Annotated in this window: 15 protein-coding genes and 1 riboswitch; of the genes, 13 read left to right on the forward strand and 2 right to left on the reverse strand. The window is 62.6% G+C overall.

The genetic code is table 11. The features are described from left to right. From GSM73_RS27960 to GSM73_RS24710, 4 genes are all read left to right on the forward strand, one after another. The coding region (locus GSM73_RS27960) for an AI-2E family transporter (protein WP_256677089.1) at positions 1-565 on the forward strand (565 nt) is incomplete at its 5' end. Positions 566-746: 181 nt separating this feature from the next. Continuing rightward, entirely contained in the window at positions 747-1,451 is a 705-nt protein-coding gene (gene hda / locus GSM73_RS24700) for a DnaA regulatory inactivator Hda (RefSeq protein WP_003178999.1), read from the forward strand. A gap of 211 nt (positions 1,452-1,662) precedes the next feature. Further along, on the forward strand, positions 1,663-2,289 hold the full coding sequence (locus GSM73_RS24705; protein WP_047228723.1) for a C40 family peptidase: 627 nt from the start codon (positions 1,663-1,665) through the stop codon (positions 2,287-2,289). A 165-nt stretch (positions 2,290-2,454) separates the two neighbouring features. Continuing rightward, positions 2,455-2,988 carry a C40 family peptidase gene (locus tag GSM73_RS24710; protein WP_160894105.1) on the forward strand — a complete coding sequence of 178 codons (534 nt, stop codon included), beginning with the start codon at positions 2,455-2,457 and terminating at the stop codon, positions 2,986-2,988. Positions 2,989-3,088: 100 nt separating this feature from the next. On the opposite strand, the gene GSM73_RS24715 is transcribed toward GSM73_RS24710, so the two are convergent. Next, entirely contained in the window at positions 3,089-4,399 is a 1,311-nt protein-coding gene (locus GSM73_RS24715) for a sorbosone dehydrogenase family protein (RefSeq protein WP_047228721.1), read from the reverse strand. A 67-nt stretch (positions 4,400-4,466) separates the two neighbouring features. Then, positions 4,467-5,051, reverse strand: coding sequence for a hypothetical protein (locus GSM73_RS24720; RefSeq protein ID WP_047228720.1), 585 nt, complete (start codon positions 5,049-5,051; stop codon positions 4,467-4,469). A gap of 159 nt (positions 5,052-5,210) precedes the next feature. After that, positions 5,211-5,448, forward strand: a riboswitch (cobalamin riboswitch). Positions 5,449-5,525: 77 nt separating this feature from the next. Here GSM73_RS24720 and cobO point away from each other — a divergent pair. From cobO to cobC, 9 genes are all read left to right on the forward strand, one after another. Continuing rightward, complete coding sequence (cobO, locus tag GSM73_RS24725; RefSeq protein ID WP_047228719.1) at positions 5,526-6,137, forward strand: cob(I)yrinic acid a,c-diamide adenosyltransferase; 612 nt, start codon at positions 5,526-5,528, stop codon at positions 6,135-6,137. Then, positions 6,134-7,528: a cobyrinate a,c-diamide synthase gene (locus GSM73_RS24730; protein WP_047228718.1), complete on the forward strand. Its 1,395-nt coding sequence runs from the start codon at positions 6,134-6,136 to the stop codon at positions 7,526-7,528. The genes cobO and GSM73_RS24730 overlap by 4 nt, the downstream gene beginning before the upstream one ends. Next, entirely contained in the window at positions 7,525-8,175 is a 651-nt protein-coding gene (gene bluB / locus GSM73_RS24735) for a 5,6-dimethylbenzimidazole synthase (RefSeq protein WP_047228717.1), read from the forward strand. Before GSM73_RS24730 ends, bluB begins: the two co-directional genes overlap by 4 nt. Continuing rightward, positions 8,172-9,080 (forward strand): adenosylcobinamide-phosphate synthase CbiB, encoded by a 909-nt coding sequence (cbiB, locus tag GSM73_RS24740; protein ID WP_076383759.1) that lies wholly within the window; start codon positions 8,172-8,174, stop codon positions 9,078-9,080. Before bluB ends, cbiB begins: the two co-directional genes overlap by 4 nt. Then, positions 9,073-10,065: a threonine-phosphate decarboxylase CobD gene (cobD, locus tag GSM73_RS24745; protein ID WP_160894107.1), complete on the forward strand. Its 993-nt coding sequence runs from the start codon at positions 9,073-9,075 to the stop codon at positions 10,063-10,065. Before cbiB ends, cobD begins: the two co-directional genes overlap by 8 nt. Continuing rightward, positions 10,062-11,513, forward strand: coding sequence for a cobyric acid synthase (locus tag GSM73_RS24750; protein WP_160894109.1), 1,452 nt, complete (start codon positions 10,062-10,064; stop codon positions 11,511-11,513). Before cobD ends, GSM73_RS24750 begins: the two co-directional genes overlap by 4 nt. 133 nt (positions 11,514-11,646) lie before the next feature. Beyond that, entirely contained in the window at positions 11,647-12,168 is a 522-nt protein-coding gene (gene cobU / locus GSM73_RS24755; protein WP_047228713.1) for a bifunctional adenosylcobinamide kinase/adenosylcobinamide-phosphate guanylyltransferase, read from the forward strand. Next, entirely contained in the window at positions 12,165-13,220 is a 1,056-nt protein-coding gene (gene cobT, locus GSM73_RS24760) for a nicotinate-nucleotide--dimethylbenzimidazole phosphoribosyltransferase (protein WP_076383762.1), read from the forward strand. Before cobU ends, cobT begins: the two co-directional genes overlap by 4 nt. Continuing rightward, positions 13,217-13,792: an alpha-ribazole phosphatase family protein gene (gene cobC / locus GSM73_RS24765; RefSeq protein ID WP_160894111.1), complete on the forward strand. Its 576-nt coding sequence runs from the start codon at positions 13,217-13,219 to the stop codon at positions 13,790-13,792. The genes cobT and cobC overlap by 4 nt, the downstream gene beginning before the upstream one ends. Position 13,793: the final 1 nt, after the last annotated feature.

Consider the following 13,793-nt stretch of genomic DNA (forward strand, 5'->3'; position numbering starts at 1 on the left):
CGACTGGGACTTGATGATGGCCAAGATTCGCAGCCTGCTGCCACGCCATCGTGAAGAACGCATCATGACCCTGACCGGCGAATGCCATGAAGTGTTGGGGGCGTTTGTGCGAGGGCAATTGTTGGTGATGGTGGCGCTGGGCTTCATCTATGCGGCGGGATTGATGCTGGTGGGCCTGGAGCTGGGGCTATTGATCGGCTTGATCGCCGGGCTTGCGGCCATCGTGCCCTACATGGGCTTCGTCATCGGTATCGGCGCGGCGTTGATTGCCGGCTTGTTCCAGTTTGGCGGTGATCTGTACCCGATGGTCGGCATCGTGGCGGTGTTCATGGTCGGGCAAGCGCTGGAAGGCATGGTGCTGACACCGTTGCTGGTGGGTGATCGCATCGGCCTGCATCCAGTGGCGGTGATCTTTGCGATCCTGGCAGGGGGTGAGTTGTTCGGTTTTACCGGGGTCCTGCTGGCGCTGCCGGTGGCGGCGGTGATCATGGTGCTGGTGCGTCATATGCACGATCTGTACAAGGATTCAGACATCTACAGTGGCGTCGAAGACCCCGAGCTATAGCGCCAATGGCGGGCGCGGCGGTTGTCCCAGCGTCAGGGAAACCGTCGCTCCATCGTTCTGTCGCTGCAAACCTTTGATTTTGCTCGTGGTCCGGCGCATTGTGCGGTCCGCGTCACGGGTATAAACTTTGCGCACTTTACACAGAGGCCACTAACGGTTCTTTTGGAACTGTTCAGTCAGCATGAAACCGATTCAGCTGCCCCTAGGTGTGCGTCTGCGTGATGACGCCACCTTTATCAACTACTACCCAGGCGCCAATGCCGCTGCACTCGGCTATGTCGAGCGGCTTTGCGAAGCCGACGCCGGCTGGACCGAGAGCCTGATTTATCTGTGGGGCAAGGACGGGGTGGGGCGCACGCATCTGTTGCAGGCCGCTTGCCTGCGGTTCGAGCAATTAGGTGAGCCGGCGGTGTATCTGCCATTGGCCGAGTTGCTGGATCGCGGCGTGGAGATCCTCGACAACCTTGAACAGTACGAACTGGTCTGCCTGGATGATCTTCAGGCGGTGGCCGGCAAGGCTGATTGGGAAGAAGCGCTGTTTCACCTGTTCAACCGGTTACGCGACAGCGGCCGGCGTTTGCTGATTGCTGCATCGACGTCGCCGCGGGAGCTGCCGGTGAAGCTGGCCGATCTCAAGTCCCGTCTCACCCTGGCGCTGATTTTCCAGATGCGCCCGCTCTCCGATGAAGACAAGCTCCGTGCATTGCAGCTGCGCGCTTCCCGGCGTGGCCTGCACCTGACCGATGAGGTAGGGCACTTCATCCTTACCCGCGGCACCCGCAGCATGAGCGCGTTGTTCGAACTGCTCGAACGTCTCGACCAGGCGTCGCTTCAGGCCCAGCGCAAGCTGACCATCCCTTTTTTGAAAGAAACCCTTGGCTGGTAGAAGTCGCAGCAATAGTGGCTTATAGCCTGTTTCTACCACGGCACAGCCCGCGTCCCTTCTGGGCTGCAGGCTGCAGAGGGTTGAAAACGGTTGGGGCGCTTAGATGTAAACCTAAAACCGAGAAGTCACATTTGCATCGATTGAATTTGCAAATGAGCTTGATAGTGGGCATAGTCTCGCCATCTTTACAACTTCAGCCACGGTCGTGCCCATGCTAAGTCGCTTCGCACCCCTGGTGCCTCTCGCACTCGTTACCCTGTTGTTCGGTTGTGCTGCCCACTCTCCAGTGTCCCAGCAAGCGCAACAGCCACAGGTTCAAAATTCCGTTACTGCCCAGTCTTCCTCTGTTGCACTTGAGGAAGAAATGGCCACCGACAAAGAGCTGGCAGACTTCGCCGGCAGCAAGCCTTATCAGCTTCCGGTGCTGGCTGACAGCATCCTGGAGCGGGGCATGTCCTTGATCGGTACCCGCTATCGTTTTGGCGGTTCCTCCGAGGCCGGCTTCGATTGCAGCGGTTTCATCGGGTATCTGTTTCGCGAAGAGGCTGGCATGAGTCTGCCGCGCTCCACTCGCGAAATGATCAACGTGAAGGCCCCGCTGGTTGCTCGTAACGAGCTTGAGCCGGGCGACCTGCTGTTCTTCGCGACCAACGGTCGTCGTGGTCGCGTCAGTCACGCCGGTATCTACCTGGGTGACAACCAGTTCATCCATTCCAGCAGCCGTCGCAGCGGTGGCGTGCGAATCGACAGCCTGGGCGACAGCTACTGGAGCAAGACCTTCATCGAAGCCAAGCGCGCACTCGCGATGGCACCGACCGTGGTCACTGCTCGCAAGTAAGCTCACAGTTTGTAAGGCAAACTTAAAGTCTTACTTGAAGTTTGCCTCATAGCCGCTAGAATCCATGATCATTGATTGATGGCAATCCGCCTGCGTACTCCGCAGGCGGCTTTGTTTTCATGCCCACGGCAGAAAAGCCGCATCCAGATCAGGATTGTTCTGCATATGTCGACGTCGGCCCGCCTCGCTCTCATGCTCCTTGCCGCGCTGCTCAGCGCTTGCGCCAGCCGTACTCCGCCACCTGCGCCAGCGCGGGCTCCGGTGGTATTCGCTCCCGCGCAAAGCTTTTCCCCGGTTGCCGAAGACGTGCTGTTCCGGGCGCTGGGGTTGGTGGGGACACCCTATCGGTGGGGCGGCAATACGCCGGATTCAGGCTTTGATTGCAGTGGCCTGATCGGCTATGTGTATCGCGATGCGGCCGGTATCTCCCTGCCGCGTTCCACCCGCGAGATGATTGGCATGCGCGCCCAGAGTGTCGGTAAGGACGCATTGCAGACCGGTGATTTGATTTTCTTCGCCACCAACGGTGGCTCTCAGGTCAGCCATGCCGGGATCTATGTCGGGGAGGGGCGTTTCGTCCATGCACCAGCGACCGGGGGTACGGTCAAGCTCGATAGCCTGTCCAAGGCTTATTGGCAGAAAGCCTATCTGAGTGCCAAGCGTGTGCTGCAACCGGCGCATCTGGCGCGTAATCCCTGACGATTCAAGTTCGCTTTTTGCGCCGGCTCAGCAGAGCTCTTGTGGCGAGAGAACAATCCCTGGCCACAGGTTCCAGTGTTCAGGTCAGCTTCTTCAGCGGTTATTTAGCCCAAACCCGCCAAATCTTGTTCCCCACATCATCTGCCACCAACAGCCCGCCCTGTTTGTCGATCACCACACCCACTGGTCGGCCTTGGGCTTTTTCATCTGCATTCAGGAAACCGGTCAGCACATCCACCGGTTGCCCCACCGGCTTGCCGGCGTTGAAGGGGACGAAAATCACTTTATAGCCGCTGTGGGGTTTACGGTTCCATGAGCCGTGCTGCCCGATGAAAGCCCCTTCGGTAAACGGCGCTGGCAAGGTGCTGCCTTCGGCGAACGTCAGGCCCAGTGACGCGGTGTGGGGGCCGACGGCGTAATCCGGGGCGATGGCCTTGGCCACCAGTTCCGGTTTTTGTGGCTCGACCCGCTTATCGACGTGCTGCCCGTAATAGCTGTAGGGCCAGCCATAGAAGGCGCCGTCCTTGACTGAAGTGATGTAGTCCGGCACCAGGTCGCTGCCGATCTCATCGCGCTCATTCACCGCGGTCCATAGCGCGCCACTGCGCGGCTCCCAGGCCAGGCCGTTGGGGTTGCGCAGGCCCGAGGCGAAGATGCGGTGATTGCCGCTGGCACGGTCCACTTCCCAGATGGCCGCGCGGCCTTCCTCGGCCTCCATGCCGTTTTCCCCGACATTGCTGTTCGAGCCGGTAGTGACGTACAGCTTGCTGCCGTCCTGGCTGGCGATCACGTTTTTGGTCCAGTGGTGATTGAGCGTGCCACCCGGCAGGTCGACGACCTTGGTCGGCTGCGCCTTGATTTGCGTATCGCCCTCTTTATAAGGGAAGCGAATCAGTCGGTCGGTGTCGGCCACGTACAGATCATTGCCCACCAGTGTCATGCCGAACGGTGAATTGAGGTTTTCCAGAAAGACCGTACGGGTTTCGGCGATGCCGTCATGATTGGCATCACGCAACAGGGTAATGCGATTGGGGCTGGGCACCCCCGCGCCGGCGCGGCCCATGACTTTCTCCATGACCCAGCCACGAATGCCTTTGGAGTCGTCCGGTTTGGGCGGCGCGTTGGTTTCTGCCACCAGCACGTCACCGTTGGGTAGCACGTAGAGCCAGCGTGGATGATCCAGCCCTTCGGCGAATGCGCCCACTTGCAGGCCCTGGGCCGGGGTAGGTTTGGCGCCATCCGGCCAGCCGATAGCCTCGGCAATGTTGACGGTGGGGATCAGGGTCTTGTTCGGTTCCGGCAGTTTTGGCGAGGGGCCAGTGCCGTCGGAAACCTGCAGTGTGGAGGACTCGCCGCAAGCAACAAGCCCTGCGGCCAATGCGACGATCAGAAGGTGTGGTGGCTTGAGCATGCGGGCTTCCCTATGAGTGCATGGTGGTTATTCATAGAGAAGCTTAGACCCGCGATGGTTCAACCGGTCAGCCGTGGGCCTGCTTGAACAGCACGGCGATGCCCGGATGATACTGCCCGGCCTCATTGCGCAACTTGCGATAGGCATAAGGGAAGTACCAGGCCACGGCGCAGGTATTTTCCTTCTGCAGTTCATCGATCATGTCCTGCAGTTCTTCCGGCGTGGCGCTCTGCTGGGCCTTTTGCGGTGCGACGAACAGGCAGCCCAATCGCAGGTCACTGGAATAGCTGATACGTTTGGCATCGCTGGTGATGTCGAGCAGCGGCTGGGTGAGATTGAGGTTCTTGACCTTCGGCCAGCGTTGAGTGGCCTGGATGAACGCGCGCTCCTCGGTGCCGGCGATGAACAGATCGGCGCTGACGTTGCGTTCGCCTTCTTCATTCTGTTTGCGAGTGGGGGTGTTCTGCAGCGTGACCATCTCGGCCATCCAGGCTGCGGCCGAGAGCAAGCCAAGATTGGCTTTTTCATCGAACCAGTAAGGTGTGTCGTTATCGCCGCGCACGGCGTTGTAACGGTCGATACAGTCAAACCAGCGTTCCAGCACCGGGCGCAGGAATTCCAGTTTTGGATTGCTGATGATCATGCCTTGCATGCTTTTGCCCTCTTGTTATTGTGATATCGGGTCGTGATGCCTATTTGATATCACTTGCCGCAGCATGGCACAAGATTGGCGTCATTTTATTGATCAGGGCCAATGTCCGCTGTTGAACCTGTGCCGGCTTTAATTGACGCTCCACCCCCAACCCTCTAACCTTCGCGGCTTGTTTCAGGTGCTCTGTGACCGGGCGATCGTTGGGTCGACAGAGTGAAACAGGGAAGCCGGTGAGTGCATACGAACCCGGCGCTGCCCCCGCAACGGTAAATGAGTCAACGCTGCGCCTGGCACTACACAGGCCACCAGCCACTGTGTCCGTAGACATGGGAAGGCGCGCAGCCCGGCATCACGCCGCTCATGAGCCCGGAGACCGGCCTGATTCATCCAACGGCATCACGGTGGGCGATGCCAGGCTTGTTGCCGTCTTTTTTGTGCCCGCCCGCCGTTATCCAATCCCAACGGAGAGCTCCCATGACCCACACCCCCGATCGCGACGAACGCCACCTGGCGCGCATGCTGCGCAAGAAAGCCGTGATCGACGAGCGCATCGCCAACTCGCCCAACGAATGTGGCCTGCTGCTGGTGCTGACCGGCAACGGCAAGGGTAAGAGCAGTTCTGCGTTCGGCATGCTGGCCCGGTCCATGGGCCATGGCATGCAATGCGGCGTGGTGCAGTTCATCAAGGGGCGTAACAGCACCGGTGAAGAGCTGTTTTTCCGTCGCTTCCCGGAGCAGGTGCGCTTTCATGTCATGGGCGAAGGCTTCACTTGGGAAACCCAGGATCGCCAGCGCGACATCGCCGCGGCTGAAGCGGCCTGGGCAGTTTCGCGTCAATTGTTGAGCGACCCGTCCATAGGCCTGGTGGTGCTCGATGAACTCAACATTGCCCTCAAGCACGGTTACCTTGACCTGGACCAGGTGCTGAGCGACTTGCAGGCCCGTCCGCCGATGCAGCATGTGGTGGTGACCGGTCGCGGCGCCAAGCCGGAATTGATTGAACTGGCCGACACCGTCACCGAAATGGGCATGATCAAGCACGCGTTCCAAGCGGGTATCAAGGCGCAGAAGGGCGTCGAACTGTGAGCGATGTTCCCTTGGCGAGTCGTCACTGCCCGGCGGTGCTGATCGCCGCTCCTGCTTCCGGGCAGGGCAAAACCACGGTCACCGCCGCCCTGGCCCGCTTGCACCGCAAGCAGGGCCGTAGGGTGCGGGTCTTCAAGTGCGGACCTGATTTCCTCGACCCGATGATCCTGGAGCGGGCCAGCGGCGCGCCGGTCTACCAACTGGACATGTGGATGGTCGGCGAGCAGGAGAGTCGTCGATTGTTGTGGGAAGCTGCTGCCGAAGCCGACTTGATTCTGATCGAAGGGGTGATGGGGCTGTTCGATGGCACGCCATCGAGTGCCGATCTGGCCCGGCACTTCGGCGTGCCGGTGCTGGCGGTGATCGATGGCACGGCCATGGCCCAGACCTTCGGTGCCCTGGCCCTGGGCCTGGCGCGGTATCAGCCGGACTTGCCTTTCGCCGGGGTACTGGCCAATCGGGTCGGCACCTTGCGTCATGCGCAGTTGCTCGAAGGCAGCCTGACCGAAGGCCTGCGCTGGTACGGCGCCCTGTCACGGGAAACCGGTATCGAGCTGCCAAGTCGCCACCTTGGGTTGGTCCAGGCCAGTGAATTGAATGATCTGGACCTGCGCCTCGACGCCGCCGCCGATGCCTTGGCTGGCAGTTGTGAAGTGGCGTTGCCGCCGGCTGTGGAGTTCGTCGCGCCAGCGGTGATTGCCGCGCAGCCGTGGCTGGAAGGTGTGCACATCGCCGTGGCCCGGGACGAAGCGTTCGCCTTCACCTATGGCGCCAGCCTTGATTTGTTGCGAGCCATGGGCGCGCAACTGAGCTTCTTTTCACCTATTCATGACAGCGAACTGCCGGCGGCGGACAGCCTGTATCTGCCCGGTGGCTATCCGGAATTGCACCATGTTGCGCTGGCGCAAAACGCGCCGATGCTGGCGGCGATCCGCGCGCACCATCAAGCAGGCAAACCCTTGCTGGCTGAATGCGGCGGCATGCTTTATCTGTTGGACTCGTTGACGGATGTGGACGGCACCCGCGCCGAGCTGCTTGGGTTGCTGGCCGGTGACGCGCAGATGCAAAAGCGTCTGGCGGCCCTGGCGCTGCAATCGGTGGAGTTGCCGGAGGGCACTTTGCGCGGGCATACCTATCATCATTCCCTCACCAGCACCGGGCTGGAGCCGATTGCCCGAGGCCATAGCCCCAATGGCGGGCGTGGCGCGGAGGCGGTTTTCCGGCAGGGTCGGATGACGGCTTCCTATGTGCACTTCTATTTTCCGTCGAATCCAAGGGCGATTGCCGCGCTGTTTGCGCCTGATCCTGAGGCCGCTATCGCCAACAGGCTCGCCCCCACCTCTGATCACCTGACCCCTGTGGGAGCGAGCCTGCTCGCGAAGCGGTCATGACAGACAACTCCTTCTCCCAGGCCGAACGCGATGCCGTCTACCGGGCCATCGCCGAACGCCGCGACATGCGCCACTTCACCGGCGGCACCGTTGAGCCAGCGTTGCTGCGCCGCCTGCTGGAAGCCGCGCATCAAGCCCCCAGTGTGGGTCTGATGCAGCCGTGGCGGTTCATTCGCATCAGCGACCGCGCCTTGCGTGGGCAACTCCGTCAACTGGTGGAACAGGAACGCATCCGCACCGCCGAGGCCCTGGGTGAGCGCAGCGATGAATTCATGAAGCTCAAGGTCGAAGGTCTCAACGACTGCGCCGAAGTGCTGGTGGCGGCGTTGATGGATGATCGCGAGCGCTATGTCTTCGGTCGACGAACCCTGCCGGAAATGGACCTGGCCTCGCTGTCTTGCGCGATCCAGAATCTGTGGCTGGCCTCTCGCGCCGAAGGGCTGGGGATGGGCTGGGTTTCGCTGTTCGAGCCCCAGGCCCTGGCCGAGCTGTTGGGCCTGCCCGCCGGCGCGAAACCGCTGGCAATATTGTGCCTGGGGCCGGTCGAGGGGTTTTACCCGGCACCGATGCTCGCTCTGGAAGGCTGGGCGCAGCCGCGTGCGCTGGATGAATTGCTCTACGAAAACCATTGGGGAGTAAGCCCATGAGTGTGGCGTTGCTCAGTGCTGCCGCGGTGGCGCTGGATGCGCTGTTGGGCGAACCCCGACGCTGGCATCCGCTGGTGGCGTTCGGTCGCTTTGCCGATCGTATCGAACAGCGTTTCAACTCCGGCGGGCGTGGCTGGCGCAGCCATGGCGTGACGGCGTGGATCATCGCCGTGGTGCCGTTGACCCTGCTCGCGACGGCGCTGTCCTGGGCGCCGTTGGTGGGCTGGCTGGTGGAAATCCTGGCGCTGTACCTTGCCCTTGGCCTGCGCAGTCTCGGGGAGCATGTCGAGCCAGTGGCCCGGGCTCTGCGCGGCGGGGATCTGGATGAAGCGCGCCGGCGGGTCGGCTATCTGGTCAGTCGCGAAACCGCTGAACTGGATGAGACTGCCGTTGCCCGTGCCGCCACTGAGTCGGTGCTGGAGAACGGCAGCGACGCGGTGTTCGCCGCGCTGTTCTGGTTCGCCGTCGCGGGCGCGCCAGGTGTGGTGTTGTACCGCCTGAGCAATACACTCGACGCCATGTGGGGCTATCGCAACGAGCGCTTTGAGCGCTTCGGCTGGGCGGCGGCCAAGATCGATGATGGGCTCAACTACATTCCGGCGCGCCTGGTGGCGCTGACTTACGCCGTGCTTGGAAAAACCCGCCTGGCGCTCAAGTGCTGGCGCACCCAGGGCCCGACCTGGGACAGTCCCAATGCCGGGCCCGTGATGGCCGCCGGCGCGGGTGCGCTGGGGGTCGAACTGGGTGGCGCGGCGGTGTATCACGGCCAATTGCATCAACGTCCGCCCTTGGGCGAAGGCGCGCCGGCGAACGCCGACGCCATTGATCGCGGCTGGCAACTGGTCCAGCGTGGCGTATGGTTGTGGTTGCTGATTCTCTGCCTGGGAGCTGAGTTTTATGCTTGAGCACGGTGGGCGCCTGCGCAACGCGGCCCGGCAATACGCGATTGCCGAGGCGCACTGGTTGGATCTGTCCAGCGGCCTGGCGCCCTGGCCGTTCGACGTGCCGGCGATTGCACCGCGGGCCTGGGCACGCCTGCCTGAGACCGATGACGGGTTGGAACAGGCCGCCTGCGATTATTACGGCGCCAAGCATGTGCTGCCGGTGGCGGGCTCGCAGATGGCCATCCAACTCTTGCCGCGCCTGCGTCGGGCCGGCAAGGTCGGCGTCCTCTCACCCTGTTACGCCGAACACGCCGAAGCCTGGCGCCGCAGTGGTTACATCGTGCGTGAAGTGCTGGAGCCGGAGGTGGACTTCTTCCTCGACAGCCTTGACGTGCTGGTGGTGGTCAACCCCAACAACCCCACGGGCTTGCTGTTGAGCCCCGAGCGCTTGCTGGACTGGCATGCCCGATTGGCCCAGCGCGGTGGCTGGCTGGTGGTGGATGAGGCGTTCATGGATGTCACGCCACAACTGAGCCTGGCCGCCCATGCCCATCAGGTCGGATTGATCGTGCTGCGTTCGTTCGGCAAGTTTTTTGGCCTGGCCGGGGCTCGCCTGGGATTTGTATTGGCCGAGCGCCACTTGCTCAAGTTGCTCGCCGAACAAGTCGGGCCGTGGGCCGTCAGCGGGCCGACCCGGGTGGTGGGCCAGGCGTGCCTGCTGGACACCGACGCCCAGGCCCGCCAGCGCCAACGCTGCGAAGACACCAGTCAGCGCCTGGCGCTGACGCTCGAACGCCACGGCTTCAAGCCTCAGGGCGGCTGCGGGTTGTTCCAATGGCTGGTCACTGAGCACGCCCAGGCACTTTACGATTTCATGGCCCAGCGCGGCATTCTTCTGCGGTTGTTTACCCATACCAGCAGCCTGCGCTTCGGGTTGCCGGCCGATGACGGTGAATTCCTGCGCCTCGAGCAAGCTTTCGAGGCCTACGCCAAGGACATCCAATGACCACTGTAATGGTGCAGGGCACCACGTCCGATGCCGGCAAAAGCACTCTCGTTACGGCGTTGTGCCGCTGGGTCAGGCGTCAGGGGGTGAGCGTGGTGCCGTTCAAACCACAGAACATGGCACTCAACAGCGCGGTAACGGCCGATGGCGGTGAAATCGGCCGTGCCCAGGCCGTGCAGGCCCAGGCGGCCGGTCTCCAACCGCATACCGACATGAACCCGGTGCTGCTCAAGCCCAACAGCGACACCGGCGCCCAGGTCATTATCCATGGCCGCGCCGTCACCACCATGAATGCCGTGGCCTATCACGATTACAAAGCCATCGCGATGCAAGCGGTGCTGGCCTCCCACGAACGTTTGAGCGCGGCGTATCCGGTGGTGATGGTGGAGGGCGCGGGTTCCCCGGCGGAGATCAATCTGCGCGCCGGTGACATTGCCAACATGGGCTTTGCCGAGGCGGTGGACTGTCCGGTGCTGCTGATTGCCGATATCAATCGCGGCGGCGTCTTCGCCCACCTTGTGGGTACCCTGGAGCTGCTTTCGCCCAGCGAACAGGCGCGGGTCAAGGGCTTCATCATCAACCGTTTTCGCGGCGACATCGCCCTGCTGCAACCGGGCCTGGACTGGCTTGAGGCGCGCACCGGCAAACCGGTGATTGGCGTGTTGCCGTACGTGATGGACCTGCATCTGGAAGCCGAGGACGGTCTCGATCAACGGCAGGCCGACAAGGCCGAGCAGGTGCTCAAGGTAGTGGTGCCGGTATTGCCGCGCATCAGCAACCACACCGATTTCGATCCGCTGCGCCTGCATCCGCAGGTCGATCTGCAATTCATCGGCCCAGGCCAGCCCATTCCCGCGGCTGACTTGATCATCCTGCCGGGTTCAAAGAGCGTGCGCAGTGACTTGGCCTACCTGCGCGCCAACGGTTGGGAGACGGCCATCCATCGTCACCTGCGTTATGGAGGCAAGTTGCTAGGCATCTGCGGCGGTTTGCAGATGCTCGGCCAGCAGGTCCACGATCCGCTGGGGCTGGAAGGGGCCGCGGGCTCCAGCACCGGGCTGGGCTTGCTGGCTTTCGAAACGACCCTGGAACACGAGAAGCAGTTGCGCAATGTGCGCGGTCGACTGGCCCTGGAAGAGGCCGAGGTCAGCGGGTATGAAATCCATGCCGGTGTAACCTCAGGCCCGGCATTGGAAAACCCGGCGGTGCAGTTGGATGACGGGCGTTGTGATGGCGCCCAGAGTCTGGATGGACAGATTTTCGGCACCTATCTGCATGGGCTGTTCGAGTCAGCGGCGGCCAGCAGCGCCTTGCTGCGTTGGGCCGGGTTGCAGAATGTGCAGGCGGTGGACTACCACGGGTTGCGCGAGCGGGACATCGAGCGGTTGGCGGATCTGGTGGAGCGGCATTTGGATACCGGGCTGTTGCGTGAGCTGTGTGGGATCTAGGGTGGCTGCACTGGCCTCATCGCGAGCAGGCTCGCTCCCACAAGGGACTTGTGTGCATCGCACAACCACTGTGGGAGCGAGCCTGCTCGCGATGAAGCCGGCAGCAACACGGCCAATTTGAAAGGTAAAAAACATGCTGCAACTGATCCTCGGCGGCGCCCGCTCCGGTAAGAGTCGCCTGGCCGAAAAGCTCGCCACAGACAGCCGATTGCCCGTTACCTACATCGCCACCAGCCAACCTCTGGATGGCGAGATGAACGAACGGGTCGCCCAACACCGCGCTCGCCGTCCGGCCGAATGGGCGCTGGTGGAGGAGCCGTTGGCCCTGGCGCGGGTGCTGCGCGATAACGCCGGTTCAGGGCAATGCCTGTTGGTGGATTGCCTGACCCTGTGGCTGACCAATCTGCTGATGCTCGACAACCTCGAGCAGTTGAACGCCGAGCGTGACGCTCTACTGGAGTGCGTTGGCGCGCTGCCGGGCGAAATCATTTTTGTCAGCAACGAGACCGGAATGGGTGTCGTGCCGCTGGGCGAGTTGACTCGCCGTTATGTCGATGAAGCCGGTTGGCTGCATCAAGCTTTGGCCGAACGTTGCCAGCGCGTCGTGCTGACCGTTGCCGGCTTGCCCCTGACTCTCAAAGGTACTGCGTTATGAATCATCGCTGGTGGCTGGACCCGTGCAAGCCCCTCGACACCCAGGCCCTGGAGCAGGCTGCGGTCCGTCAGCAACAACTGACCAAGCCGGCCGGCTCCCTGGGGCGACTCGAGGCAGTGGCGGTGCAACTGGCGGGTTTGCAAGGGCAGGTCAAGCCGAGCCTGGATCAACTCTGGATCGCAATTTTCGCAGGTGATCACGGTGTGGTGGCCGAAGGCGTATCGGCCTATCCCCAGGAAGTCACCGGGCAGATGCTCCTCAACTTCGTCAGCGGTGGCGCGGCGATCAGTGTATTGGCGCGGCAACTGGGCGCCTCGTTGGAAGTGGTTGACCTGGGCACTGTGACGCCTTCGCTGGCGCTACCCGGTGTGCGGCATCTGAACGTGGGGCCAGGTACCGCGAATTTCGTGCAGGGGCCGGCGATGACCGTGACCCAAGGCGAGCAGGCATTGCTGGCCGGACGTGACAGTGTGTTGCGTGCTGTCGCCGCCGGAACGCAGCTGTTCATCGGCGGCGAAATGGGCATTGGCAACACCACGGCGGCCAGTGCCCTGGCCTGTGCCTTGCTTGACTGCCCGGTGACTCACCTGGTCGGGCCGGGCACCGGGCTGGACGCCGCGGGTGTCAGCCGCAAGGCTCAAGTCATCGAGCGCGCCCTGGCGTTGCACGGTGCACAGCGTAACGATCCACTGCAAACACTGTTCAACCTGGGCGGGTTTGAAATCGCAGCGTTGGCTGGCGCGTATCTGGCCTGCGCCCAGCAGGGCGTTGCGGTGCTGGTGGATGGTTTCATCTGCAGCGTCGCAGCACTGGTGGCGGTGCGTCTCAATCCTCAATGCAGGCAATGGCTGTTGTTCGGCCATCGCGGTGCCGAGCCGGGGCATCGGCACGTTCTGGAAACCCTCGGCGCTGAGCCGCTCATTGACCTGGGTCTGCGCCTGGGTGAGGGCAGTGGTGCGGCGTTGGCGGTGCCGCTGTTGCGCCTGGCGTGTGATCTTCACGGGCAGATGGCGACGTTTGCCGAAGCGGCTGTGGCGGATCGCCCGGCATGACTTTGCACCTGGACCTGCTGCGCCACGGCGAGACCGAACTGGGCGGCGGGCTGCGTGGCAGCCTCGACGATGCCTTGACGGACAGGGGCTGGCAGCAGATGCGCGAGGCGGTCGCGGCGCGCGGGCCTTGGGATCGGCTGGTGAGTTCACCGTTGCAGCGCTGCGCTCGTTTCACTGAGCAACTCGGCGTCCAGCTCGATGTGCCGGTGCACCTGGACAAGGATCTGCAGGAGCTGCATTTCGGCGCCTGGGAAGGCTGCAGCGCGGCGGCGTTGATGGACACCGACGCCGAGGCGCTGGGCCGCTTTTGGGCCGATCCCTACGCATTCACCCCGCCAGACGGCGAGCCGGTGCTGGAGTTTTCGAAGCGAGTCCTGGCGGCGGTTGAACGCCTGAGGACCGCGTATGCAGGGCAGCGCGTATTGCTGGTCAGCCATGGCGGGGTGATGCGCTTGCTGCTGGCGCGAGCCCGCGGTCTGCCTCGGGAGCAGTTGCTCAATGTAGAAGTGGCTCATGGCGCGCTGTTTTCTCTTCGGGTGTCGCCTGGTTCGGTGTTGAAGGAAGAGGGCTGAA

The sequence above is a fragment of the Pseudomonas sp. PICF6 genome (assembly GCF_009831705.1).
Classification (GTDB): Bacteria; Pseudomonadota; Gammaproteobacteria; order Pseudomonadales; family Pseudomonadaceae; genus Aquipseudomonas; species Aquipseudomonas rhizophila.